General features: G+C 58.5%; 26 protein-coding genes. 13 read left to right on the top strand and 13 right to left on the bottom strand.

Annotated elements, in window-relative coordinates:
- The first annotated feature begins 64 nt into the window (after positions 1-64).
- Positions 65-985 (top strand): alpha/beta hydrolase, encoded by a 921-nt coding sequence (locus tag ABXH05_RS14895; protein WP_353561889.1) that lies wholly within the window; start codon positions 65-67, stop codon positions 983-985.
- 13 nt (positions 986-998) lie between these two features.
- Here the strand turns inward: ABXH05_RS14895 and ABXH05_RS14890 are convergent, their stop codons facing one another.
- On the bottom strand, positions 999-2,060 hold the full coding sequence (locus tag ABXH05_RS14890; protein WP_353561887.1) for a Rieske 2Fe-2S domain-containing protein: 1,062 nt from the start codon (positions 2,058-2,060) through the stop codon (positions 999-1,001).
- A gap of 154 nt (positions 2,061-2,214) precedes the next feature.
- Here ABXH05_RS14890 and ABXH05_RS14885 point away from each other — a divergent pair, with 154 nt between their 5' ends.
- Together ABXH05_RS14885 and ABXH05_RS14880 are read left to right on the top strand one after the other, a co-directional pair.
- Positions 2,215-3,201 (top strand): sodium-dependent bicarbonate transport family permease, encoded by a 987-nt coding sequence (locus tag ABXH05_RS14885; RefSeq protein WP_353561885.1) that lies wholly within the window; start codon positions 2,215-2,217, stop codon positions 3,199-3,201.
- A 20-nt stretch (positions 3,202-3,221) separates the two neighbouring features.
- Complete coding sequence (locus ABXH05_RS14880) at positions 3,222-3,548, top strand: P-II family nitrogen regulator (protein ID WP_353561883.1); 327 nt, start codon at positions 3,222-3,224, stop codon at positions 3,546-3,548.
- Between the two features lie 41 nt (positions 3,549-3,589).
- Here the strand turns inward: ABXH05_RS14880 and ABXH05_RS14875 are convergent, their stop codons facing one another.
- On the bottom strand, positions 3,590-4,348 hold the full coding sequence (locus tag ABXH05_RS14875; RefSeq protein ID WP_353561881.1) for a GNAT family N-acetyltransferase: 759 nt from the start codon (positions 4,346-4,348) through the stop codon (positions 3,590-3,592).
- Between the two features lie 186 nt (positions 4,349-4,534).
- On the opposite strand from ABXH05_RS14875, the gene ABXH05_RS14870 reads away from it, so the two are divergent.
- Positions 4,535-6,484 (top strand): hypothetical protein, encoded by a 1,950-nt coding sequence (locus ABXH05_RS14870; RefSeq protein ID WP_353561880.1) that lies wholly within the window; start codon positions 4,535-4,537, stop codon positions 6,482-6,484.
- Here ABXH05_RS14870 and ABXH05_RS14865 read toward each other — a convergent pair.
- Positions 6,481-7,059, bottom strand: coding sequence for a helix-turn-helix domain-containing protein (locus tag ABXH05_RS14865; RefSeq protein WP_353561878.1), 579 nt, complete (start codon positions 7,057-7,059; stop codon positions 6,481-6,483). The two genes, ABXH05_RS14870 and ABXH05_RS14865, sit on opposite strands and share 4 nt — an antisense overlap.
- A 288-nt stretch (positions 7,060-7,347) precedes the next feature.
- Here ABXH05_RS14865 and ABXH05_RS14860 point away from each other — a divergent pair, with 288 nt between their 5' ends.
- Positions 7,348-7,620, top strand: a complete 273-nt coding sequence (locus ABXH05_RS14860; RefSeq protein WP_353561876.1) for a helix-turn-helix domain-containing protein — start codon at positions 7,348-7,350, stop codon at positions 7,618-7,620.
- A 4-nt stretch (positions 7,621-7,624) separates the two neighbouring features.
- Positions 7,625-8,545, top strand: a complete 921-nt coding sequence (locus tag ABXH05_RS14855) for a DUF6456 domain-containing protein (RefSeq protein ID WP_353561874.1) — start codon at positions 7,625-7,627, stop codon at positions 8,543-8,545.
- Between the two features lie 4 nt (positions 8,546-8,549).
- Here the strand turns inward: ABXH05_RS14855 and ABXH05_RS14850 are convergent, their stop codons facing one another.
- From ABXH05_RS14850 to ABXH05_RS14825, 6 genes are all read right to left on the bottom strand, one after another.
- Complete coding sequence (locus ABXH05_RS14850) at positions 8,550-8,912, bottom strand: DUF4345 family protein (protein ID WP_353561872.1); 363 nt, start codon at positions 8,910-8,912, stop codon at positions 8,550-8,552.
- A 1-nt stretch (position 8,913) separates the two neighbouring features.
- Positions 8,914-9,354, bottom strand: a complete 441-nt coding sequence (locus tag ABXH05_RS14845) for a SufE family protein (protein WP_353562431.1) — start codon at positions 9,352-9,354, stop codon at positions 8,914-8,916.
- A gap of 245 nt (positions 9,355-9,599) precedes the next feature.
- The gene (locus tag ABXH05_RS14840; protein WP_353561870.1) at positions 9,600-10,013 is read right to left on the bottom strand and encodes a hypothetical protein; all 414 of its coding nucleotides are present in this window, start codon (positions 10,011-10,013) and stop codon (positions 9,600-9,602) included.
- Positions 10,014-10,249: 236 nt separating this feature from the next.
- Complete coding sequence (locus tag ABXH05_RS14835; protein WP_353561868.1) at positions 10,250-11,137, bottom strand: polyphosphate kinase 2 family protein; 888 nt, start codon at positions 11,135-11,137, stop codon at positions 10,250-10,252.
- A 136-nt stretch (positions 11,138-11,273) separates the two neighbouring features.
- Positions 11,274-12,938, bottom strand: a complete 1,665-nt coding sequence (locus ABXH05_RS14830; protein WP_353561866.1) for a sensor histidine kinase — start codon at positions 12,936-12,938, stop codon at positions 11,274-11,276.
- Between the two features lie 182 nt (positions 12,939-13,120).
- Positions 13,121-14,206 carry a hypothetical protein gene (locus ABXH05_RS14825; RefSeq protein WP_353561864.1) on the bottom strand — a complete coding sequence of 362 codons (1,086 nt, stop codon included), beginning with the start codon at positions 14,204-14,206 and terminating at the stop codon, positions 13,121-13,123.
- A 469-nt stretch (positions 14,207-14,675) separates the two neighbouring features.
- Between ABXH05_RS14825 and ABXH05_RS14820 the strand changes: the two genes are divergently transcribed.
- Positions 14,676-16,367: a PAS domain-containing sensor histidine kinase gene (locus tag ABXH05_RS14820; protein ID WP_353561862.1), complete on the top strand. Its 1,692-nt coding sequence runs from the start codon at positions 14,676-14,678 to the stop codon at positions 16,365-16,367.
- A gap of 78 nt (positions 16,368-16,445) precedes the next feature.
- On the top strand, positions 16,446-16,844 hold the full coding sequence (locus ABXH05_RS14815) for a DUF1491 family protein (RefSeq protein WP_353562429.1): 399 nt from the start codon (positions 16,446-16,448) through the stop codon (positions 16,842-16,844).
- 14 nt (positions 16,845-16,858) lie between these two features.
- On the opposite strand, the gene ABXH05_RS14810 is transcribed toward ABXH05_RS14815, so the two are convergent.
- On the bottom strand, positions 16,859-17,077 hold the full coding sequence (locus tag ABXH05_RS14810) for a hypothetical protein (protein WP_353561860.1): 219 nt from the start codon (positions 17,075-17,077) through the stop codon (positions 16,859-16,861).
- A gap of 204 nt (positions 17,078-17,281) precedes the next feature.
- Between ABXH05_RS14810 and ABXH05_RS14805 the strand changes: the two genes are divergently transcribed.
- On the top strand, positions 17,282-18,433 hold the full coding sequence (locus tag ABXH05_RS14805; RefSeq protein ID WP_353561858.1) for a mechanosensitive ion channel family protein: 1,152 nt from the start codon (positions 17,282-17,284) through the stop codon (positions 18,431-18,433).
- Positions 18,434-18,459: 26 nt separating this feature from the next.
- Here ABXH05_RS14805 and ABXH05_RS14800 read toward each other — a convergent pair whose 3' ends face one another.
- On the bottom strand, positions 18,460-19,587 hold the full coding sequence (locus ABXH05_RS14800) for a DUF2336 domain-containing protein (RefSeq protein WP_353561856.1): 1,128 nt from the start codon (positions 19,585-19,587) through the stop codon (positions 18,460-18,462).
- A gap of 151 nt (positions 19,588-19,738) precedes the next feature.
- Here ABXH05_RS14800 and chrA point away from each other — a divergent pair, with 151 nt between their 5' ends.
- Together chrA and ABXH05_RS14790 are read left to right on the top strand one after the other, a co-directional pair.
- Entirely contained in the window at positions 19,739-20,932 is a 1,194-nt protein-coding gene (gene chrA / locus ABXH05_RS14795; RefSeq protein ID WP_353561854.1) for a chromate efflux transporter, read from the top strand.
- Positions 20,933-21,026: 94 nt separating this feature from the next.
- Positions 21,027-21,227, top strand: coding sequence for a hypothetical protein (locus tag ABXH05_RS14790; RefSeq protein WP_353561852.1), 201 nt, complete (start codon positions 21,027-21,029; stop codon positions 21,225-21,227).
- Between the two features lie 18 nt (positions 21,228-21,245).
- On the opposite strand, the gene ABXH05_RS14785 is transcribed toward ABXH05_RS14790, so the two are convergent.
- Positions 21,246-22,583 (bottom strand): aminotransferase family protein, encoded by a 1,338-nt coding sequence (locus ABXH05_RS14785; protein WP_353561850.1) that lies wholly within the window; start codon positions 22,581-22,583, stop codon positions 21,246-21,248.
- 123 nt (positions 22,584-22,706) lie between these two features.
- On the opposite strand from ABXH05_RS14785, the gene ABXH05_RS14780 reads away from it, so the two are divergent.
- Positions 22,707-23,972 carry a D-amino acid dehydrogenase gene (locus ABXH05_RS14780; RefSeq protein ID WP_353561848.1) on the top strand — a complete coding sequence of 422 codons (1,266 nt, stop codon included), beginning with the start codon at positions 22,707-22,709 and terminating at the stop codon, positions 23,970-23,972.
- 263 nt (positions 23,973-24,235) lie between these two features.
- Positions 24,236-24,604, top strand: a complete 369-nt coding sequence (locus ABXH05_RS14775; protein WP_353561846.1) for a phasin family protein — start codon at positions 24,236-24,238, stop codon at positions 24,602-24,604.
- A 94-nt stretch (positions 24,605-24,698) separates the two neighbouring features.
- On the opposite strand, the gene ABXH05_RS14770 is transcribed toward ABXH05_RS14775, so the two are convergent.
- Positions 24,699-25,208 (bottom strand): paraquat-inducible protein A, encoded by a 510-nt coding sequence (locus tag ABXH05_RS14770; protein WP_353561844.1) that lies wholly within the window; start codon positions 25,206-25,208, stop codon positions 24,699-24,701.
- Between the last annotated feature and the right edge of the window lie 53 nt (positions 25,209-25,261).

Here is a 25,261-nt window from a genome sequence, read left to right as displayed (position 1 = left end):
GAACCGTCTGGCGAAGAGGATATACGATTCGCACCACCACGAGGTGTTGCGTTAGGCTTTGCCCATGACAGCACAAGCACCACAACCCACTCTTCGTCTCACCGCCGACACGCTGGCTGACTACATAAAGGAACGCGCCTCTTCGCGTGCAGACCTTTCTCTGGCCGAGCGCCGTGCCATCGTGGACGAAAACGCAACTACATTTCCCACAGACGCCGATATTCAGATCGCGTCCGTGGACGCTGCCGGCGTGCCGTGTGAATGGCAGACCCCGCCGGATGTCAAAGGCCAAAAATGCCTGCTGTATTTTCACGGCGGCGGCTATGCCTTCGGCTCAACCAAATCCCACCGGCACCTCTCCAGCAAAATGGCGCAGCTGGCGGACATGCGATGCCTGAGCGTGGATTATCGTCTTGCCCCGGAGAACCCGTATCCCGCTGCCGTCGATGATGCCGTCACGGCCTATCGCTGGCTGCTCGATCAGGGCATCGCCGCAGGCAACATTGCCCTTGCCGGTGACTCAGCCGGAGGCGGGCTTGCCGTTGCAACAATGCTGAAGGCGCGCGAAGAGGAGCTGCCTCTTCCGGCGGCTGCGGTCCTTATTTGTCCGTGGACGGACATGGGGTGTGACCGCCCAAGCTACAGATCACGGGCGCAGGCGGATCCGTCCATCACCCAGGCGGGCATTCAGGCATCTGCAAAGGCCTATCTGAAAGGCGCAGACTTCCAGACCCCTCTGGCGTCGCCGGTCTACGCAGACCTGTCAGGCCTGCCGCCCTGTCTCGTGCAGGTGGGAGAACGCGAAGTGCTGGTGGATGATGCCCGCGATCTCGTCACCGGAATGCGTCGCGTTGGAACAATAGCGGAGCTCGAAGTATGGGACGGCATGGTGCATGTGTGGCATTCCTTCCATCCGATACTGAAAGAAGGCCTGCAAGCGGTACAACGCGGTGCCGACTTCCTGCGTACTCACATGAAGCCCTGACCACCGACCGTCCTTAGCTGCGCCAGCGCAACACGGTTTTTTCGGGAACAGGGTTCTTGAACGGGCGGCCTTCAGACCGGGCGCGGTCCCACTCGGCTTTCATGCTGAAGTACCATTTGCCCTGAATATCGGACTCATTGATCAGCATCAGGCGCGGGTCGAACTTCAACCCCTCCTGCATGATGTTGGCAATGTCCGCATCCTGTTTCAGGAAGTGATACATGAACGGCTTGAAGACCGGCGCCAGAAAATTGAGCACCGGGTTGGTCGAGTAGAAGCTCTGGGTAATCTCGGTTTCTTCCGGCCCTGTTGGTGTCACAGTCGTCATGCCGACAACATGGTGTTTGCCCGCCGTAATATGCTCAATGCGCACACCGGGAATAAGAAAACTGATCTCGGTTTTTACGTCACCGCCCAGCAGCGAATAGACTTTTGAGTTGGCTGAGGGTTTGTGCCCCACCATCACAAAACCATTCTTGACCGGCGCAAATTCCTTGGCCTTGTCGCGCATGCCGCTTTCGTCGCGCCAGAACCAGTTCTTGTGCACAAACGGTCCATGCGCCGGGTCAATCAGCCCGATCACCGCATTGTCCACATGGCAGGTAAGGTCAAACTTCTGGTAGATGCGCGCCGGACGGTCACCCACCCCGGGCATCAATGGCGGCTCTTCCGTCGGCTGAGCTGGATTGCGCAGGTCTGACGGAACAAAAACCCACAATGCGCCTTGTTGCTCACGCAGGGGATAGGACGTAACCGCAATCTTGGATGGATCCATATCCTGCCCTTCATAGAGGGAGGGGATATGTTTGCACACGCCGTCAGTGCCAAACCGCCACCCATGGTAGGGGCATTGCACCGTAGGCTGATTGTCCGTTTCAACAAATTTGCCGGCAGACAGCGGCACACCGCGATGCGGGCAGATGTCGCGAATGGCAAAGGCCTCGCCCCCTTTGGTGCGGCCTACCAGCACAGGCTGGCCCGCAATCACCTTGTGCACCAGCGCGCCCGGCTTTATTTCGCGGCCGTGGACCACAAAATACCAGATATCTTTCAGGAAGCCGTCGTTCTGATCCATTGCCAGCCTGTTCGTTGCGGCGATAATTCCGACACATATTTTGCCGCGCCTGCATGTTATGCACTGCTCTAGGTATGAACAGCAATTGTGCTGTGTCAAAACAAGAGCCACCCTATGCTGAATCCCGCGTATCAGGATTGGATCTCATACTTCTATGGCTGACACACTCAACGTCGCGCTCGCCAATCTGGCCTCGCCCATGGTGCTGTTTTTCGCCCTGGGGTTCCTGGCTGCCCTTGCCCGGTCTGAGTTGTCGGTGCCCGAAGCAGTCGGCAAGGGCCTTGCGCTCTATCTCATGCTCGCCATCGGGTTCAAAGGCGGTGTGTCGGTGGCCGAGGCGGGCCTGAGTTCTGCCCTCATTGCCACGGCAATCGCGGGCATCCTTCTTGGGTTCATCATTCCGGTCATCGCCCACACGCTGTTGCGCATGACGACAGGGCTGGATGACGCAACCCGGGCCGCCGTTGCGGCGCACTACGGCTCCATCAGCGTCGTCACATTTGTAGCTGCCACGGAAGTTGTCACGTCCATGGGGCTCGTTTTTGACGGTTACATGGTTGCTGTCATGGCCTTGATGGAAACCCCCGCCATTATTGCGGGCCTTTTGTTGGCGCGTGGCGCGGTCACATCCACCAGTCCTGAAACGGCCACACCCTGGAGCAGCCTTGCCCGAGAAGTTTTCCTCAACGGCAGCGTAGTGCTGCTCATTGGTGCTTTCATCGTCGGCATCATCACCGGCACCAAGGGCATGGAAGCCATCGGCCCCTTCGTGGACGCGCCCTTCAAAGGCATTTTGTGTCTGTTCCTTCTGGACATGGGGCTGCTCGCAGCGCGTCGCCTGCGTGAATCAACCGGCCTGACACTTCCGCTTGCTGCCTTTGGCATCTACATGCCGCTGATTGCTGCTGTGCTTGGCGTCCTGACCGGTACGCTGCTTGGGCTTGATGTGGGCAGTGTTGCACTGCTGACGGTTCTGAGCGCCAGCGCCTCCTACATTGCAGTTCCTGCCGCCATGCGCATGGCGCTGCCTGAAGCCAATGCCGCCATCTACCTCACATTGTCCATGGCGATCACGTTTCCCTTCAATCTCGTCATCGGAATCCCGCTCTATATATCTGCCGCGCAGATGTTGGCGGGATAACCCATGCAAGGCACAACCCAATGGCTATAGAAACAACCACGTGCAAACGCATCGAACTGGCAATCGCCAAGGCCCATCTAAGAGTGTTCGCGCGCGTCTTCGAGACAGTCGGTGTCACCGGCTGGACAGCGCTCAAGACAGTGGGCGGGGCAGGGACATCTGGTGTCTGGCAGGAAGATCAACTGACCGGGGCTGAAGATCATATCGTGGTCATCGCCATCACCGACGATAAGGGCGCTGACGAAGTGCTTACGAAAATCAGCAAGCTCTTTGAACGCTATCCCGGCATCGTCTCCGTCAGTGAAGCACAGGTGCTGCGCCCGGAACGATTTGCGGGCAAACCCTGAGGGTCCGCCCGCTATAAACTTCGTCAGATTGTGGTCGCGGGTTACGCCGCGTGGGTGCCGTTTGCCAATGCACCGATGACCGGCACCTTGCCAACAACCGTGCGTCCCAGGGCAAGACCTTCGGATACAGCTTCCGTGGTCACCGTAGAAACAGTTGGGCGTGACAGGTCGAACTGCGCCTCCACAGTCTCGTCACGGAACCGATCAACCTCACCACCAAACTTTTCAGCAATCCGGTACATGCGCTCGTTCTTGACGAGGCACAGCATGTAAATCCGGCTCATGAAGCGATTACGGCCAATCGTCAGCATCCGCTTTGTAAGCTCAGAGCCAAGACCGTAGCCCTGCATGTTGCTTTCAACGGCCACCGCAGCTGAACCTTCGAGCGGCAGACGCCATCCGATCGGCGTGAGAATACCCGACGCTGTCACTTCGCCGTCCACAACCGCACCAATCACGATGTCGCGGAACCAGTCGATCCGATCCACATAGGTCTGGATGAAGCGGTTTGTGACCGGACGGCCAAACCGCAAGGTGCGGTCTTCGCGGTCGAGGCGGCACAAATGGCGGCGCAGGGCGTCCGCCTCCAGCGGCCAGATTCGGCGAATAACCGGCTGGGCAATCGCGCGTGGCTTTGAAGGCTTGGCTTCAGCCTTGGGCGCTGCTGTCTTCTTTGATGCTGTCTTGGAAGCTGTTTTTGCCGCGGTTTTCCGCGCAGTTGGCTTCTTGGCCGCTGTTTTGCGGGCAGCTGTTTTAGTCCGCGCTTTGGACTTTGGGGCGCTTTTTCGGGCTGTAGCCATGAGAATACCTTTCTGGTGCTGACAATGTGTCAGCTGCAATCGGTCGGCGAACCATACACAAAGGCTATGTTGCTCTGCAATATAAGAAGAATGCAGCGCATCCCAACCCTGATTCGGTCCAGCAGACGCTTTTTGCGGTCATTTCGCGTGCCATTGCGCCGAAACCTCTTAGTGGTCGCGGTTGGTATGAGCGGGGTACTCACTCTGCACCCCGCTGCCGGTGCAGCGCAGAACGGCGATGCAGCTCACTCCAGCCCGCCTTGTCCCGTATGTGAGATCAGCAGGTCGCTCGCCCGCGATCTGGCAGACAAGGCAACAGAACTCAAAAACAAGGCACAGGCGGCACAGGATGCCAGCCGCTTACAGACAGACCCATCTACATTGAGGTGGCCGGGCCCGGCACGTCTGGACAGCGGATCAACAATCTGGACGCACCAGCAAACCGCACTGGCACAGGTGGAGGCGGCGGACCGCTCGAACCAGATAGCAATGGGCGTTGAGCTGCTGGCGCAGGCGGCGGCCCGCGCGGCTTCCGCGTGTCTGACGGAAAATATCTGCAGTGCGGCTCACCGCGTGGTCACGCCAACATCACCAGCCTGCTCGGTCATTGGTGGCAACCCGACAGTGGACCTTGATAGCATCCTGTCCCCCATCCGCGCGACGACACGGGCGTTGGAGACCGAAGCACTTACCTGTTCGGCCATGGCGTGCCCCGGCGCTGACTGCAAGGCACGACACGCCCTGCTCGAAGGTGCTGCATTTGCGGAAGGCATTTTGAGCGCAGCCGTTGGTGAAACATCTCAAACCGTGGTCACAGCCGTGCCGTCTGACCTCACCCAAACGCCGACGAGGGCATCCGGGTCAGTTACCATGTCCGGCCTTGAAGCCCTGTCGCGCCTTGCATTGGTCTTCGATACGACGGGTCTTGATCCGAAGCGGACACAGGAGCTGGCTACCAGTCTGGCCAACATTGAAAAAAATCTGATCAAGCCAGTTTCAGGGGAAGGACGTCCACCTCGCTGGCGACGCGTCTCGCTCCGCCTGGCACTTGCTGGCATGCGTGATGCGCTGGGCAATCTGCGGCTGGAGAAGCGTGTGTCCCAGCCTGCAGCATGGGAGCGTGCAGCGGACCGTCTGGAAACTGCGATAAAATCTCTCATGCGCCTTGAACGGACCAAGTCTGCCGGTGTGGGTGCGAAGGTGAGTGCGACCCCTGCCGCATCCTGCCCCGGCGTTGACCCTCAGCTGACGCGAACCCTCTTTCAGTTGCGCCGGGCAATCAACGCGTCGGCCACTTGCTCCGTGCGCAGCGGGTGTAGCGCGCAGGAGGCGATTGATCAGGGCACACAGCGGGCAGCCCTATTGGTTGGCGAGCCAGTGCTGGAGCCAAGACTTGAGTTGATCAAAACCCTTGAAGAGGAAGTGGCGATCAGCCCTGCGGTGCTGAGTGACGCCGGTGTATCAGCTGAACCGGTGCCTGGCATTTCATTGACGCGTGCGGCCTACCAGCAGGGCAGCGCGATAGAGCTTGATCTGGAAATACGCAACAACCGGTGCCTCGCCAACGGTGGTCATGTGGCCCTCGTGCCGTTGGATGAGGCCGATGGTGCAATTTCCATATCGGTGGATCTGCTTGCTGACACCGTTGAGCAGGCCGAAACATCAAACGATCCCAAATCCCGCCTGCTGTTCCGCGCCCCACCTGAGGGGCTTTACACCGCTGCAGTCTATGCCGGTGCTGCGGAAGGGGGCGCGCTTCTGGCGGCAACGCCACTGCGCGTCACCAAGCCTGAACCGCAACACTGCAACGGGTGGACCGGCATCTGGCGGACAGAGTTTGGCCGTCTTGTGACTGTGCAACATGACGATGAGACGGTGACCGGGTCATATGGCCGGGTTCCCGGTGTACAGCCCGGCTTTTTGTTTGGCCGTATACGGAACACTCAGCTGCGCGGTGTGTGGGTATCAGAAATCAGTTCCGGCGGCGCGCGCCTGACGCTTGAGGGTGATGTAGTGTTTCGCGGCAGCTGGGGCCTGTCGCCGGATCAAGTCACAAATGGTGGCCGCTGGTCGGGTGTTTGCATCGCTGAGGCGCTGGATGATCAGTCCCGCGAAGAGACCATGGAAGCCAACTAGCGCGGCTTCCTGAAATACTGAATGCGCATGACAATGCGCGCGGCCCAGTCGAGCTCCGCGCCAAAGCGCACATCGCCCCCCGCATCAAGCGGCATCAGGGTGAACAATCCACTGTCCTCCCGCGCCACACGGCGCAGATACAGTGTGTTGTTGTCTCCGGGGACAAGGCAGTCCTGAGCATGGGCAGCGGCAAGGTCTGCTCCCTCAAGCCGGTTGCCGATCAACAGATCTCCCGCCTCATAGGGACCGACCCTGCCCGACAGCCACACGGCGACGGGGCGGTCGGCGGGGATATCCACCGCAAAGCCGGGCAGGTCAGCTTCCGTTGCTGTCAGTGCCGCGCCGTCGCCGGCCAATGTACCCATAAGGTCAATTTCGCGGCCCTGGGTGCCGGATATCAGATCACGCACCTGGACATCAAAGACACCGGCAAATCGCTCCAGCCAGTCAATGGAGACCGTCATATTGCCGGTTTCCAGCCGGGAAATGGTCTGAGGCGTCGTTTCCACCTTGTCGGCCAGCTGCTGCAGGGTCAGCCCGCGCAGTTTCCGGTAGTGCCGAATACGTGTCTGCATTGCCTGCCCCCTGATCATTGCTCTGCCTCCGAAGCTGCCGCGGAGCTTCTAATACCGATTGCAACCTGACTTTTTTCAGTCGATTGCCAAAAAATCTATCCCCGGTGTTTACGCAATACGTAAAAATATCGCAAATCGAACAGTAAGTTCGTATTATGTTCCTATAGGATAGCGGGGAAAACCTCAATGCCGAACGTAATTGACGCGAGAAGGCCAACAGCCTCAGAGCCGAGACTCAGTACGTATAAGTCGCAAAGTAGGCAGTTGTCACAACTTGTGCGAGCATTTGTGTCTCGTCAGTTCAATGTTTCTGTGGATGAACTAGTTTCCGCCCAGCGCGGATCTTCTGCTGCGTGTCATGCCCGCCAGGTCGCCATGTACCTCACCCATGTGGTCTTCGGGGTCACCCTCACAAGCGTTGGCGACGATTTTGGCCGCGACAGGTCCACCGTCTCCCATGCTTGCCGCCAGGTCGAATGGGCTCGGGATGATGTGGTGTTTGACCAGTTGTTGTCGCGCCTGGAGTGGCAACTTCGTGCGGCCACCGGCAAGGAGGTTTAGGGCAATGCAAAAAACACCTCCCTCCAAATGGATCACACCGCCATCAGCGGCCCCTGTGCCCACAAAACCGGTAGCCATCGCGAAAGGCGAGCTTGACCGAGAGGCGCGCCGCATTCTGCCGCGCCTTGTGTCGCCGGGCACCCTGCTTGTTCCGGTTCCCCAGGCGAACCGTTACGCCGTGCGCTCGGGGAGATCGCGCGGCGGCACCCCGCGCACCCGCGTTGATGCACGCATCGTCCACGCCTTCGAACGCGAAGGATTGATTGCAGCGAACGGCGATGACTTCACCCTTACGGATCTCGGCCGCGCCCGTGTCACCCGGGACGCGGCGACCGTTGACCCCTTTCGCGCGCAGCACCAACTCGAAGGCACCCGGATGATTGACGGGCGAGGGGACGGCACAAAAACCGCGCTGACGCCTATGCGCGTCAACCTGGCGGAAACGCCGCTTGGATGGCTGCGCCGCCGCAAAGGGAGTAACGGCAAGGCACTTGTGTCACAAACCCAGTTTGAAGCCGGCGAAAAACTGCGCGCCGACTTCACCAGCGCCCAGATGACCCAGCGCGTGACCGCGGACTGGTCCGTCCAGCTGGATGGCAATCGCCGCAACGCGAATGACGGTCTGAATGTCAGCGAAAAAGCATTGGCGGCACGCCAGCGCTTCTACAAGGCATTGGATGCGGTCGGGCCCGGCCTCGCAGAACCGCTGGTGGACGTGTGCTGTTACCTGAGCGGTCTGGAGGATGCCGAGCGACGCATGGGGTGGCCGCAACGCTCAGGCAAAGTTGTCCTGGCCATCGCTCTGGAGCGTCTGGCTGACCATTACGGCTTCAATGGTTCATCCGCTGGGCGAAGGAGGTCCAGCTACGTATGGCATGCGCTGGAAACACCTAAGATGGAAGAGCCGCCAGAAACAAAGGCGTGACTGGTCAGCCAATCACGAATGGCGCTGCAAGGAGGGCAGCCATGACGAGCTCAAAGGCGGTGCCACCGTAATTGGCTCCATTGGCCGCGCGATCAATCACCATCGACACAAGTCGCACAATCCCGGTCAACCCCCAGCCGCAGGCGAGCGTCATAAAGGCCGCGTCGCTGCCGGTCACAAGGGCAAACGCATGCCCACCGGCAAACACGCCGCCATAGGTGGCACGTACTTCGGAAATCGAATGTGGCAATGCCTCGTCAATCTTGATCCCGACAAGCTTTGCCGCTCCGTAGGGACGAAAAATGGCGAACAGCCCAAGCCCAAGCCCGATGACGCCGCCAATGTAAGGCAGGATATAAAGACCCATGCTAGGCGACCCCGGCGTCAGCCAATGCTGCAGCGGCATCGGCCTGGATCCGACCGACCATCGCGTGCAGACCATTTGAGCGTTGTGGGCTTAGATGTTCATCAAGACCGATTTGCTGAAACACCGGGTCCGCTGGTGTACTGGCGATCTCAGAAGCCGGGCGCCCGGAATACAGCCGCAGCACAATCGCAATAAGCCCACGCACAATATGGGCGTCGCTGTCGCCAATGAAGGTCAGAACCGGCTCGCCGTTGTCGCCCTTGGCAACATGGGTCTGAAGCCAGACCTGACTTACACAGCCCTTGACCTTGTTGGCGTCCGAGTGTTCCGCATCAGGGAGAGGGGTCAGGTCTTTGCCAAGCTCGATCACATACCGATACCGGTCTTCCCAATCATCAAGGTAGGAAAAGTCGTCAATCAGGTCATTGATACTCACAGCCAGACACGTCCTTGATCAGCATCGCGTGATGGCTGGATGCGCCATCCCTCTTGCCTCAAAGACATAGGCTGTTGGGGCTGGTGAGACAACTGGTGGGAAACAAGCAAAAAAATGGCGCGTATTGCACTTGGGGGACAAGACCTGGGGGGGAAGGTCTTTGGGATGTGCAATACGCGCCCTTGAGAGGATCGCTATTTTTGTGAAACAGCTAATGCTGTTTCTGGTTCCCGGATGGGTCCGGGTTTTGCCTACGCGCCTTGTGAGGGGATTGGCGCGGGGACATCTGCAGTAACTTCTGCGGGCGTGGCGGTCGCAGCGGGCAACGCGCCAGGCGTTCCGGTCTCAGCGCCGCGGGCATCAATAAGGGCCTGCGCTGCCCAGCTTACAGCTTCACCGGTGTAGTAGATGAGTTGGTTTGCAACATGTGATCCGCCAGCAGCGACCGTGTCGCATACAGCGTCATTGCGTTCACAAAAGCTCAAAACGTCAGAGCCTGTGTTCATGGCCATATCAACAGCCGCTCCGGCATCAAACACTTCTGCGTCACCAGCAGGTACGCCTGACGCAGCCTGCGCTGTGCCGTCAGAAGAAGATATGCTTGGTGCCGACGGTAGCAGAACCGCGACAACGGCAATCCAGAAGGCAATTCTCAAAATAAGCATCAAACCGACCCCTCGGTTGCGCCGTCTTTTGCCTGGACCGGTTCATCCGGTCCGCAGCGTTAGAGGGCTTTGCTTCTAATCATGCTGCGAGACTAGGCGCGAGGGTCTTGTGAGGTTGCAAAACAAATAGATCAAATTTGATCGAACTGCAGTTCCAATGGTGCAAATGCGCGCCATGCCTAAGACGGGGTTTTGGGCGTCGGTAAAATCAAAACGGCACTTGTCTAAAATTTTAGCTATTTGGAATCCGGCTCAATCCCCAGCTCCTTGTGAGCTTCGGCGAGAAAATCCTCGTTCGGGGCGGGCGGTTCGAACTCAATGCCTGCCCCTAGTGTGCGGATGATGGTGGAGATCGCAGCGAGCCGCGCAAATTTCTTGTCGTTGGCGGGGATCACATGCCAGGGCGCATCCGGTGCCGATGTCCGCCGCACCATTTCTTCAATGGCTTCTTCATAGGCCGCACGGCGGCTTCTGTTGCGCAAATCTTCAGGAGTAAGCTTCCACCTCTTGAGGGGATCATCGAGACGGTCGCGAAAACGCTGAGCCTGTTCCTCATGGTCCACCTGCAGAAAGATCTTCACCAGGCGGAAGCCATCAGCGGCCAGTGACGCCTCAAAGGCGTTTATCTCTCCATAAGCGCGGCCCCACTCTTCGCGGGTAGCAAAGTCCTCGACGCGCTCCACCAGCACACGTCCGTACCAGGAGCGGTCAAAGATGCCCAACTCGCCATTGGGCGGCAGCCGCCGCCAGAAGCGCTGAAGATAATGTTCTTCCCGTTCGCGTTGGTCAGGTGCCGAAATCGGCCAGACACGGACTGCGCGTGGGTCCATGACGCTGGTCAGGCGCCGGATGATGCCGCCCTTGCCAGCTGCATCCCAGCCTTCAAAAACAATAACGCCCTTGAGCTTGTTATAGAGAAAGGCCAGCTGTAGTTCGCGCAGATCGTCCTGTAGGGACTTTAGAATGTCTGTGTACTCACGGCTCTCTACCGACGCATCGCCAGGTACTTCCGACAGCTTGAAGCCATTTGGCTGCCAGATGGCGAATTGATCTTCGTGATGAATGTCAGCGCCCGCTCCATTCTCACCTGACGCATTGTCTGACTTGTTTTTTTTGGAAGCCATGTCTGAAAAGTCTCGCCCCGTCATATCCCGGGAAATCTAACATCCCGGCAAATCATGCTGCACACGCAGTGCATCATGCTCCGATCAGTATGTCACCTGATCTTGCATCCCGGGGATGGGATCACAGTTTCGGCTTCTAATGCGATGGCGATGCAATGAGGCCATAGCCTCTGCCCACATGGTGCGCACCAACAGCAGGCTCACTGGCCTCTTTGGGCAACCACACCGTAGCGGTGGTGCCTTTGCCCAACGTGCTGGCCAGTTCAATAGAGCCGCCATGCAGTTCAACCAGTGATTTCACAATTGGCAGACCAAGACCTGTGCCCTGTTTGCCTGCAGCAAATGTGGAGTCCACCTGCTCAAATGGGATCATCACCCGCCGCAAATCATTCGGCGCGATGCCGATGCCTGTATCACTGACAATGAGAAGCGCCATGTCGTCCTTGTCTTCAAGGCGAACAGTCACCGAGCCGCCTTCCTTGGTGAACTTGATCGCATTGGACATGAGATTCAGCACACACTGACGAATTGCCGTGTGATCCGCATCCACTTCACAATCGCCATCAGGCATTGTGACATCTACAGAGATGCTGCCGGCCTTTGCCTGTGGCGCCAGCAGATCACTGCAGTCTTCCAGTATCTCGCGCAGATCAAACGGGTTGTGAACCAGCTCGTATCGTCCGGCTTCGATCTTCGAAAGGTCGAGGATCTGGTTGATCAGCGACAACAAATGTCCACCGGACGTGTTGATCATCGACGCGTAGTCGAGATAACGCTCATTGCCCAGCTTCCCAAACAGCTCCTGCTCCAGAACTTCGGAAAAACCGATGATTGAGTTGAGGGGCGTGCGGAGCTCGTGACTCATGTTGCGCAGGAAAGATGTTTTGCTTTCATTGGCGCGTTCAGCCGCTGATTTGGCGGAGTCGAGTTTCTCCGCCACGTCCACCAGGTTCGATGCCTGATCTTCGAGCTTCGCGCGGTTCATTTCCAGTTCCTGCACTGTGTATTGCAGTGTTCTTCCGCGTTCTATGAGCTGGCGTTCACGCTCCTTAAGTTCGGTAATGTCCGTATACACTGTGACGCGACCACCTTCGCGTGTGCGCCGGTCACGCATCAGGAACCAGCGACCATCCTTATGGCGCAGCGTGCTCTGGCCAACAGGCAATCCGTGTTTTTCAACACGCCGGGCAATCCACTCATCGGGATTGTCTCCATCATCAAAGATGCCCGAATGCGCCGTGTCCGTCATGAACGTCATGAAAGTGGTGCCGGGCTTGAGCCGTTCTGACGTGGCGCGATGCAGCCGCGCGAATACACGGTTGTGCAATACCAGTCTGTCTGCCTGATCCCACACCGCAAAGCCGTCCGCCGTGCTTTCAATGGCAGCTTCAAAACGCAGCTGTGTCTGCATGAGGCTGGTTACATCGTTCCAGTGAACAATGGCGCCGCCATCATCCATGGGGCGGCATTTGACTTCCATCCAGCGCCCGTCGGACAGCCGTTCTATCCTGGGCGCATAGTCACGAGATCGATGATGGGCAAGCGTGTCAGCAAGCCAGTTTTCAGGGTCGTGGATGGCACGAGCGCCTGCAAACTCACCATTTTCCAGCAGAGTTTTGAGAATATCCTCGTAGGCAAGGCCCGAAATTTCATCCAGATCGTCGAACGTCCGAAAGATGAAACGGAAATGGTCATTGCAATAGACAAGCCGGTCAGAGCCATCAAAAACGATGATCCCCACCCGCAGGCTGTCCAGCCCGTTTACCAGTGCCTCGATGCCCTGACGCGTACTAACCGGCATTGCCTGCCCCAAACTGCCCTAAACAATCAGGTCAAACTGACCCGGGGCGAGAATAGGCAGAACGAAGTTAGGAAATCGTTTGCGCTATTTTTGGCTGGCTGGACGCAAAAAAGGCGGCTTTCGAAAAAGCCGCCTTCCTGACCGATCCTGGTCGGACCGTGGTGTCTGGTCTTGTGTTGCCGTTATTTGGCAGCAGCGGGAAGATATGTCGCCCAGCAATAGGCAATCTCGTTCACGGCATGTTTGCCCGTGCAATACGCTTCCTCGGATGGGAAGTGAGCAGCGGCAAGGCACTGATTGAGATTGAGACGAGCAAATCGTGTGCACCGGGAAAGGTCGCGGTTCTGCACCAAGGAAACGGTTGCGCTCGCTTCGGATTCTTCAAGAGCAATGTGCCCGGCAATCGCCAGAATCCGTTGCATCACAGGCGCTGCAGCCTGGGCTTCCGTCACACCGGCCAGCTCGGCCAGAATGCCGCCGAAGCCCATGTCTTCAATTTCAGCAGCAGCAAACTGCGGATCGACCGAGAAAGGCACAGTTGGCTCATAGCTGCCCCAGCGGGTGCGCTGAAACTCAACAGCAGTAGTGAGGAACCGCTGACCAAGACCGGTCAGCTTCTGGTAGGCCACAGAGGCGTCAGCAACCACAGCCGACCGCGCCTTCTGAGAGCCAGCAAACATCCACACGCCGGTGCCTGACTTGAGACGGGTCAAAACAGCCTGTTTGCCGTCACGGGCAACCGCTGCCTTCAAGGCCGCAACAAATTCAGGTTGAGCCGCGGCTAGGAAGGCGCTGTTCGCGACCCAGCCCTCACCGAGTTTTGCAGGATCATGCGGACGAAGAGAGTCGAGCGCAGCGCGCACATCGCGCGGTGCCTTGAATTTCCGGCTTGCCAGATCATCAATCGCAGCATCAAAGGCGCGATAGGCAGCAGCCTTTTCTACAAGGCCCTGCGGGCCTTCCAGAGGAGCAGCCTGCCGGGCATCTGACCGCGTGACACTATCGAGCGGCTTGCCTGCAATTGCTGGTTTTGCACGCGGAATGGGGACAATCGTCCCATCCGACAGAACAACCGGCGCGCTGGCAATCTGATAGGGCTCAACTACCGGGGCAGGAGCTGCAACCGGCTGTGCTTGAACAGCGTTGATGTTTGGTCCGCTATTGCCAAGGCATCCGGCAAGAGCCAGTCCAAGGCCGGTCACAGTCAGAATTCCGACCGTTTTTCGCAGATGGGTATTCCCGAAGGCGCCTGTGGTGAAATCAACCATACGTGTCGTCCCCAAAACTGGCCCCGGCGGCAATGACAGCGCCCGCAGACCTGGAAATCAGTTACCAGTCGTCCAAAAAAGTGCCTGATCTGTCCCATTTGGCGTCTAAAGCCTTGGGTCTTAGGAGCCGCGCATACGCAAAGAGTGCGCGAAAAATCCCAAATATGTGCCAGATCGGAGCACCCGTCAGAGTCTTGTTAAGACTTCTGCAACGGACGTGCCCAACCCTAAGCCGACGCGGACACCGTTGCAATGCGGCAAGTCTGTTCCCGGTATGATTCAGAGCAGGTTTTTGGGCTGACTTTTGAATCAAATGCCGCGGAAATTCTCAAGGATTTCACCTTCTTTAACTCTCACCCGGCACACTGCTGTCATTCATAGAGCCCACGCGCGCGGATTGCGGGTAGGCAATGGTCATAGTTAATGCAGAACCGGGGCAATTCCCGGACATGATTGCGGGGATACAAGCGTGCAGATCGCTGACTGGCAGGTGCATCTAAGCGTACGCGGGCGACCGCGGCAGATGAGACGTCATGCGTCCTTCATCCGGCAGCATCTCACCGGCGGGGCCATGGGTCTTGCTGGTGGTGTCCTGTTCGCCGTTGTAACCGGCAGCATCGACCTGTTTGCAGTCGGCGCTTTTGCTCTTCTGGGCGCCACAGCGTTGCCAGGTCTCTTTTTGCGTGCGACGGGTCAACTGGCAGCGTCCTACGCCCTGTCATCCACCTTCTTTGCCATTCTCGTCGGCTGGCTTTGCCTGTGGACAGGCGGAGTGGATTCGCCGGCCATTTTCTGGCTCGCAATCGTTCCCATGGAAGCCGCGCTGTCAGCAAACCGCCGAAGCGCGATCACCGCTGCGGCCATCTCATCCATTGTTTTCTCATGCCTTGTCTGGATGTCTCTGGCATCCAGCCTTCCGCCAGCGCACCTGCCGGGTATCGATCCATTCCTCACACGGATGGTGTCGATCGTTGCCGCAATCGTATATGCCTGCGCTCTCGCCATGCGGACGCAGGAAGCCTATCAGCGCGCGGAAGATGCCGCTGACAGCGAAGAAGCGCGCTACCGCATGGTTGCGGACAACGCCAGTGACCTGATCACGCGTCACTCAATTGACGGCACGGTGCTGTTCGCGACGCCTGCCAGCCGCCGCCTGCTGAACGTTTCTCCGGACAAGCTCATCGGCAGCCGACTGTCGGACGTGCCGGGGTGTACCGATGCTGAAGCGATTGCAGACGCGTTCACAAATACTCTGCGCCAGGGCGGCGAAGCCACCGTTGAATTTACTGTGCCCAACGCCGATGGCACCACGCGCTATTTGGAAACGCGCCTGCGCGCGACCGGCAACGCTGTTGATATCAGCCTCATTGCAGTGACCCGCGACATCACCGATCGCCAGGAAGCACATGTGGTGATGGAAGAGGCACGCGACATGGCTGAATCAGCCAGTCGCACCAAGTCAGCTTTCCTGCGCAGCATGAGCCACGAGTTGCGCACGCCGCTCAACTCCATCATCGGTTTCGCGCAGGTGATCCGTGATCAGTCCTTCGGTCCCATCGGCAATGGTCGGTATTCCGATTATGCAGACATGATCGGCGACAGCGGCAAAACACTTTTGCGCATCGTCACGGACGTATTGCGCATGTCGGAAATCGAAGCCGGCAATGTAGAAATGGATGTGGAGGAAACGCGCCTCCTGCCCATAGCCGATGGTGCCGTTCGTACGCTTGAGCCTCAGGCTCGCCATGGTCGCGTCGTTGTTATCAATCACGTATCTGACGATTTGCCCCTCGCTCTGGCAGATGCCCGTGCAGCGGGTCAGGCTGTCAATGGCATTCTCGCAAATGCCATTCAGTACTCGGCCCTTGGCGAAAGCATTGAGATCGAAGCCGGGTCCGATGAGCTGAGTGTATGGCTGGAGATCAAGGACAATGGTCCGGGGATTCCTGCACATGAAATCGACCGGCTCATGCGTCCGTTCGAACGCACCGGCGGTAGCCTTGAAGGTCGCCCGTCAGGTGCAGGCGTCGGCCTGGCAATCGCCAAGGCGCTCACCGAATTGCAGCGCGGTGGCTTCTCGATCCGCTCGCAGGAAGGCGAGGGCACAACCGTACGCCTCGCGTTCCCGCGCGCCCGCATGGCAAGCCGCCGTTCCGCTTGATCTGTCAGCGTCGCGTCTGACTACTCCTCAATATCATCATCTCTTGCCGCAGCCGCCGCGCAGAGGCACTGTGCCGTGATGCAACCACGACTGAGATCAGACCTGCGTGTCCAGGCAATCATGCGCCGTGCAACAAGTTCAGGCGCCTTTACGGCAATTGCCCGAAAGGGCCACGAAACCGCCGGCGCCGTCTTCGTGAAGGCCGCATTGCAGGACCGAACGGTGCGCGTTTTTGGCCCGGCGCCGGGACCCGGCACAGACGATGACGGCCAGCCGCGCTGGATGTGCGTGACAGGTGCACAGCCGGTGGCAGACGTGGATGCCGACACATATCTCGAGCGCTACGCCAAATCGGACCCGGACTTGTGGATCGTGGAAATAGAATCCGGTGACAGTGAAGCCTGTCTGGATGGTGTCGTGATTGACGAAACACCATCGCAGACAGACCCACTCATCTCACAGATATTTGGTCGCTAGATGTCAGATCCGGATCATGGCCGCATGAACGCGATGCCGTCGCCGGCATCCATGTTTTCAGCCGCCGCTATCAATTCGCTGGCGATGTCATCGGGTTGCCGATCCATCCGGTAGAGCTTGATGACCTGATCGAACAGGACCCGCGCGACTGAGTCACGTGGATGTCCGGTTTCTGCGGCTTCATCGAGGGCTGCTTGAACATGTTTTTCAACAATTTCTCGAGCGGTTGCCATGGGTGGTCTCCTTCCATCGGAATTTGGTCAATAAATCAGTTTCGCGATCAATATAACGACCCGGAATGAGAGGCGGCGATGATCAAGGTCAAACCAGCAATGCATATGGCGACAGCTTGAGGCGCGGGCCAAAACCGCGCTATCAGGGTCACCCTCGGTGCCCTTGGCGGCGCAAAGCCTAATTGGAAGAGAAGAACACCCAACATGGTGCAGGAACTCGCGGCAAATTTCTGGTCAGTTTTGGTCACATTCTGGAACGATGGCGTGCTGGGAATCGATTTCACTCGATTGCTCATCGTCGCGGGAATTCTGATCTTCTTCTACGTGCTGCGAGGACTGTTCGCCCGCATTGTTCTGGCAACCGTTCGCCAGTGGGCAAAAAACACCACGACCAATTTCGACGATATGGTCATTGAAGCGATCAGCCCGTCGCTCAAGCTACTGGTGGTGACTGTCGGCGTCTTCATTGCCGGACAATATCTGGCACTTGAAGGCATCGGCGGCATCATCATCGACAATCTTGTGCGGTCAATGGTGGCGGTGGCGTTCTTCTGGGCGCTCTACAATGTCACCAAGCCTTTGACTCTTGTCTTCAAGCGTCTTGAAGCCGTGTTGACCCGTGAGATGGTGGACTGGCTGATTACCGCCACACGCATAGGCGTTGTTCTCCTGGGTCTTGCCACCATTCTTCAGATCTGGGGCATTCAGGTTGCCCCGCTGATTGCAGGTCTGGGTCTCTTTGGTGTCGCGGTCGCTCTGGGCGCACAAGACCTGTTCAAGAACCTTCTGGCAGGCCTGTCTATCCTGGTTGAAAAGCGCTTTGGTGTTGGTGATTGGGTCAAGGTTGATGGTGTGGTCGAAGGCACCGTTGAGCAGATCGGGTTCAGGTCAACGCGTGTTCGCCGGTTTGACAAAGCGCCGGTATATGTTCCGAACACGGAATTTGCGGACGGCGCGGTGACGAACTTCTCCGCCATGACCCATCGCCGCATCTACTGGAAGATCGGCATTGAATACAGCGCCTCCAAAGAACAGCTGCAACAGGTCCGCAATGGCATTGAAGCCTATGTGCTGGGCAACGAAGATTTTGCCAAGCCGCCGGAAGTCCCGTTGTTTGTGCGCATAGATGCCTTCAACGACAGCTCAATCGACATCATGCTCTATTGCTTCACACGCACCACCGTGTGGGGAGAGTGGCTTGAGTCAAAAGAACAGTTGGCTTTGGCAATCAAGGGCATTGTGGAAGGCGCTGGTACCGGCTTTGCCTTCCCGTCTACGTCCATCTATCTGGAAAGCTTGCCTGCTGGCGCGCCGGAAATTTTTGAACCACCCAAACAGGTGGACACCAGCGCCTGACCGCCTTCATGGATTGGACGATCAGCCTAGCTCGCCTGGCGCGCATCACGCGCGTCATCGACATCAGCCAGCTCTGCCCCCGCAAACAGGACCTGCCAGAACCCGAGCAGTCTTTCAGCAGAAGCATCGTCCAATGTCTCAAAGGCTGACATCAGCTCAAAAGTCTGATCCGTAGAGCGCTGGGCACCGTCCTCTCCCAGCCGCACAAGCGTTGAAAAGGTAGAGCGTGCGAAACGTGCCGCCCGACAAGCAACCATGAGCGCAAATCCGCTTTTTTCAGCCATGATGGCTTCCCCGGTTGCCCGATCGATGTTTGTCAGTTTGTCGAGACAGGCGTAGAAGCGGTCCATGTCGCCATCGCGCAGAAGCCTCACGACGAGCGGTTCTTTCAATTCATGGCGGCTGTACTTTTGCACAGCATATGACGCCGCTTCTTCAGCGTGCGGTATTGCTTTGCCTTCGGACATGCCGATCGCCCCTGCCGCCTCAATCGCCAATGAGAGAGCGTCGGTGGTCACCGCCAGAGCCTGCTCGAGCGCCTGACGTCCGTGACGGGCCCCGGTGTCCCACATCAGTGTAACGGCGACATCCGCAGGCAGGTCGTTACGGCGGGCGAGCGCTGCCTGCAAGTGGGGCAGCGCTGGAGCGGCAGCTTTGAGCGTTTCAAAGTCAGCCCTCTGCAAGGGCGCGTCGTGATTTTCTGCAAGGCACACAAACGCAGCATCATTTCCTGTGGTCAGGATCTTGCGCACTAGCACTGAGGACAAGCCCTGCCGCTGGGCAATGCCTGCTGCGTGCACGTCGCCGTGCGTTTCGATCAGCTCGCTGAGGGCGGTATCATCAAGGGTAGGCGTTGCTGCAATAAACGGTGCTGCCACCCATGCTGGTTGGTCCAGCAAGAATGCCACGAGGGTCGCTGGTGGGGCTTCATCGTGGGCGATGGATCGAGCCAGCACTTGTTGCGCGTCAGCGCCTGCCATGCGGGCGATATCCACCAGCAGCAATCCAAATCCATCCCGGGCGTCGTCGCTGCAATCGTCCGCGCCAGACACATAGAGATCCGTGACGCAGGCGAGCAGAGCACTGCGGCCCTCCGGCGTTGGGTCTCGCAGCAATTCTGCAAGGTCTGCCAGTCTGGATGCGGTCGAGTTCATGTGCAGCGCTGCTGAACCTTCGGAATCCCGGTCGACCAAATGCCGTCGCAACTGGCCGAACTGTCATGTGGGCGTCTAACTTGAAGGCCAATGATGCAGGCTTGGGGTAAAGATTCGGTGGCTATCAGCGGATTATTGGAGCGCAGATAATTTGATATCGGACGTCTTTTTCGCGTTTCTACGCCTTGGATTCACAGCCTTTGGCGGCCCTGTGGCCCATATCGGCTACTTCCGTGATGAGTTCGTTGAACGGCGCAAATGGTTGAACGACGAGGCTTATGCGGACGTGGTCGCCCTGTGCCAGTTCCTGCCAGGGCCTGCGTCCAGTCAGGTCGGTTTGGCAATCGGTATGCTCAAGGCAGGACCATGGGGCGCTCTTGCGGCATGGACTGGCTTCACTTTGCCGTCCGCGATCCTCATGACGGCCGCCGCGTTGTCGCTGGTGCAGTTGGGAGAGGCCATCCCGCCCGGACTGCTTGAAGGTCTGAAGGCTGTTGTGGTCGCTGTCGTAGCGCATGCGCTCATCGGTATGGCGCGCAGTCTGACCCCGGACATTCCGCGTCTTGTCCTGGCAGTTTTTGCATTGGCTGTGACCCTGTATGTCGGCGGTGTCACAGGTCAGTTGATCGCCATAGGCGCGGGCATTGCCATTGGCCTTGTGGCCTTCAGGTCTTCTGCCGTTGCCGCGGAGCAGTCCGCAGATTTCGTAGCGCCTATCCCAAAACCAGTATCACTCATCCTCCTTGTCGCCTTTGCAGTGCTGTTATTCGGGCTGCCGTTCCTTGCGTCTCATGATCACTCACTGGCAATACAGATTGCTGACGGGTTCTATCGTTCCGGGGCCCTGGTGTTTGGCGGTGGACACGTGGTGTTGCCGCTCCTTCAGGCTGAAACCGTGGTCCCCGGCCTTGTGGGTGCGACTGAATTCACAGCGGGCTACGGGCTGGCGCAGGCGGTTCCAGGTCCTCTGTTTACGTTCTCGGCCTTTCTCGGCGGGACGGCGGGCATTGACCAGGGCGCTGTTGCGGCAAGCTTCTATGCACTGCTTGCCCTCGTCATGGTGTTTCTGCCCGGCGCATTGCTTGTCGCCGCCGCTTTGCCCTATTGGGCGTCATTGCGCGCCAACCAAACTGCCCGCGCGGGACTCAATGGCGTCAATGCAGCGGTGGTTGGGGTTCTTGCTGCTGCGCTCTACACACCGGTTACGACAACCGCCATCAATGACTGGACTGACATCGCAATTGCTGCGTTGGCCTTTGTCGCATTGGCAATTGTTCGCATGCCGGCATGGAGCGTGGTACCCATCGGAGCAGCCTTGGGTATGGCTGTCGCAGCAATTTTCTGAGGTAAGGCATCCAGAAAGACGCGCTGACGTTAACCTTTAGTTCACCATAACAGGCTCAGGCTTTGATCATCGTACAGTAAGCAGGAGCAGGATCATGGCCTATGAGCCCGAAGACGCCGGCCTGACTGAGACGGCCGACACCAGCGATGTCGCTAATGTGGTTGCCTTTGTGCCACCCGCATCAAGCAGCACTGAAACCTCCGCAGAATTGCCCGAAGGGCACTCTGCTGATGTCATCAGCCTTCACCCGACACCCGATGAGGCAGCCAAGAAGGTCCAGGCAGCGACAACCTGAGCAGATGGCAAGATGCGATCAGGCAGCGGCCTTGTACGCCGTAGCTGCGTTGATTGCTGACAAAAGTCGATCTGCCATCATCTCCAGCTCGTCGTCACTCACCGTGAAGGCTGGCCCAAGACAAATGATATCTCGCACCTCTCCAGTGCCACCGGGATAGAAGAACGCTCCTTCACGCAGACCATGCGCCACCACACCATTGGTGATGCCCGCATTTGTTGGAAAATGCTCCAGCGTGTCCCGGTCCGCGACGAGTTCAATGCCCCACAAAAGACCGCGTCCGCGTACCTCCGCCACATGCGGGTGCTGCCCAAGTCGCTCCTGCAACAACGCTTCGAGTTTCGCGCCCTGTATTGCCGCACGCTCTACCAGTGCCTCGCGCTCGATGATCTCAAGTACCTTGTCTGCCGCAGCGCAGGCGCCAGGATGGCCCCCATAGGTGTAGAACATCAGGCTGTCGCCGCGTGCCGCAAGCGGCGCCACCACCTCTTCGGTTGTGTAAATGCCAGCTATCGGTGCATAGCCGCCGCTCAATCCTTTGCCGGCAAACATGATGTCAGCCTTGATATCAAAATGCTCTGACCCAAAGCGCGCACCCGTGCGCCCAAAGCCTGTCATCACCTCATCAACGATCAGCAGGACGCCATGCATGCGGCAGATGCGCTGCACCTCCGGCCAGTAGCGAGGTCCCGGTTGCAGGGCACCCCCAGAAGACCCGGTGATGCTCTCAGCCAGGAAGGCGGCAACCGTCTCCGGGCCTTCGCTCAATATTGTGTCTTCCAGTGCCTTGGCGCAGCGCAGGTCTTCATCTGCGTGATCGCGCCCAAGGGGACTGCGCAAAGCATACGGCGCTGGGACCTTGGGCAGGTCCGGTGCGTAAGGTTCAAAGCCCTTTTGCCGTGCTGTGTGGCCTCCCGCTGCAAGCGTCAGGGCGGTGGCGCCGTGGTAGGACGGCGTCCGCCCGATGATCTTCCAGCGTGTGTCGTCCCCGTTGGCAATGTGATGCATGCGGGCCAGGCGAATGGCCGCGTCAGCTGCTTCAGAACCGCCGCTTGAAAGATGCACGCGGGTCAGATGCGCCGGCAGCCAGCCGCTGTTCAGACGCTCCACAAGCTTTTCGCGTTGTGGCGTCAGGAAGGTCGGGACGATGTAGCCCGTATCCGCCACCGCATCTGCCATGGCATCAGCAACCTCCCGCCGGCCATGGCCAATGCTTGCAGCGATTGCGCCTCCCGCGGCATCAAGAATGCGGGTCCCATCGGCCAATTGCAGCCAGGACCCTTCAGCTTTCACCACGTCAACAATGCGGCCCGATGGGACGAACGGCCAAAGATGCGATTTTGGGTGAGCTGCCATGCCGAGATACTCCGCTGCAAATTGGGCGCTGTGTGTTGTTCTGTTCGCCAAAGGGCCATACACAGCGTGTGGCGGGCGTGTTTTTCCCGCCGCGCGCACAAAGGTTAGACGGACACTGGCGGCATGAAAATAGTTGTTCTGGGTGCAGGCGTTGTTGGCGTCACCACGGCCTATTACCTCGCTGACCGGGGCCATGAGGTCACGATTGTTGACCGCGCGGATGACGTTGCTCTTGAGACCAGCTTTGCCAATGGCGGCCAGGTATCAGCAACGGGCAGTGCCCCATGGGCCGCACCCGGCGTGCCTATGCAGGGCCTCAAATGGCTGGGCCGTGCTGACGCGCCGCTGAAATGGTCGCCAAGCTTTGATCCCGCCCAGTGGAAATGGCTTGTCGCCTTCGTGCGCCGCTGCACCGCCAGTGCCTATGACGAAGGCGTCGCGCGCAATCTCACCCTTGGCCAGCTCAGCCTGTCCGAACTCAAGGCCCTGCGTCAGCGCCTTGGCCTTGAATACAATCAGCAGACAAAAGGCATCTTGAAGGTCGCAAAGTCTGAAGCTGACTTGCAGGATTTGCGCGACAAGGCCCCCAAGCTCGCAAAGCTCGGTGCCAACGCCCGCTTCGTGTCAGCTGAAGAATGCGCGCAGATCGAACCCGCTCTTGCGCAGGCTGTTGCGGCCGGCGAAGTGCGCGGCGGTATTCATTTTGCCGATGATGAAAGCGGCGACGCGCACCTGTTTACCCAACTGCTCGCAGAAAAAGCCAGGCAGGCGGGTGTGACCTTCATGCTCTCAACGGATGTGTTGGGATTTGAGACAAGAGAAGACCGGGTTACAGCTGTTGCAACATCAACCGGCCCAATTGAGTGTGATCACGCCGTCATGTGCCTTGGGGTCGGCAGCGTTCCTTTGATGAAGCGCCTTGGTGTTGACCTGCCCATCTACCCCATCAAAGGCTACTCGGTGACGGTTGAGACACAAGGCAGCAACGCAGTGCCCACCGTCAGCCTTACCGATGAAGAGCGCCGCATTGTTGTCAGCCGCTTCGGCACGCAGGTGCGCGTTGCGGGTATGGCTGAGCTTGCCGGGACAGATATGAGCATCAATCCCAAGCGCGCCGCTGCAATCCGCAATGCCTTGAATGATCTGTTCCCGGATCTTTCAAAATACCCCGACACCAAAGTCTGGACGGGTCTGCGCCCCATGACGCCGGACGGTGGCGCCATCATTGGCCCCGCGGGCAAATGGCAGAATCTCAGCCTCAATACCGGGCACGGAACCTATGGCTGGACCATGGCATGTGGCAGTGCACGCGTTCTGGCGGATTTGCTCGAAAATGAGTCTCCACCGGTCAATCCTGCACCATTTGGGCTGGAGCGGTTCACCCGCTAACCCCCCGAAAACAAAAAACTTTATCGCCAAAGTCGCAGAATTCTGCGGAATCTCAAACAAGATATTGCACCGCACAAAAAAGCGCTTGCATTGCTCCGCTGCACTGCCATATATGCTGCATCGCACAAGACGAGATCAGGTCGCAGCCCGTTGCTGCTGAACCGCCTCGTTTGACACCCTGCGTATCTGGGGTGGTTCAAGTTCCAGAAACCGGGGACACATTAAAGCGGCACCCCTCAAATCGCCGCACAAGGAGAATTGAAATGGCTGCTGCCAAGAAGACTGCAAAGAAGACAACAACCCGTCGTCGTCCCGCTGCCAAGAAGGTTGCGGCCAAGAGCCCAATCCGCATTGCTGCTCACACAGTAATCGACACTGTTGAAGCCAACGTCGTTGACGGCTTCAAGGCATTCCGCGCAACGGTTGACGCCAAGGACATCCAGGCTGCTGTTGAAGCACAGCGCAAGTACGCTGAAGCTGCTCTCAAGCGCACCCGTCAGAGCGCCGAAAAAGTTGGTGGCATTGCAACCACAGCTGTTAAGGACGCCAGCCAGCCGCTCGTAAAGCGCGTCAAGGAAGTCCGCACACGCGTTGAAACGAACGTCAACGAAGCTTTGGGCCGCGCTGCGTAACACGCGCACCCAATACGCCTGATCAGGCTTGACGCCCGGCTGCTCCTCCCTGCAGCCGGGCGTTTTTTATGCGCGATGCAAAGACAAAGTCTGACTAGGAGTGAGAGGTGGAATTTGCGCGCCGCTCAACAATGGCAAGGCCTAGGGCGGAAGCAGCGACACCCATCGCAAACAACGCCACGCCGGAATGAACATCTGCCGTCGTCAGCACCTGGCCATTGAGGATGATGACCAGCAGCGCCAGCACCAGCACATCCGCCATGGACCAGCGCGACAGGGCCGAAAGACGCCCCATGATCCGCGCCAGCTTGGCGTCAGGCTGTTTCATCCGGTGCAGGGCGACAAGCCCAAGCACAATCTTGGCCGTTGGAAACAGCACCGAAACCGCAAAGACAAACCCCGCAAGCACCACGTCGCCGCGCTCCGCCATGGCCAGGATGCCGCCGAGAATGGAATAGGTCTCGCCAAACACCCAGAACGAGCTCACCGAAATCGCAGGCAACGTCACGCCGCCGATCATCAGCGCCAGCGCCGCCCATAACAGGACATATGCCATGCGGTTGCGTGCAGACGGCGCAGGTGGGGAGACGGTGCCAAAGGTCATGCGTGCAGGCTAACGCAAGCAGCGAGACCTGTCCTGAACCGAACATGACAAAA

Source organism: Pyruvatibacter sp. HU-CL02332 (assembly GCF_040362765.1).
In the GTDB taxonomy this organism is placed as follows: Bacteria; Pseudomonadota; Alphaproteobacteria; order CGMCC-115125; family CGMCC-115125; genus Pyruvatibacter.
The sequence above is the reverse complement of the archived record's forward strand: the minus strand, read 5'-3'. Positions and strand labels throughout refer to the sequence as shown.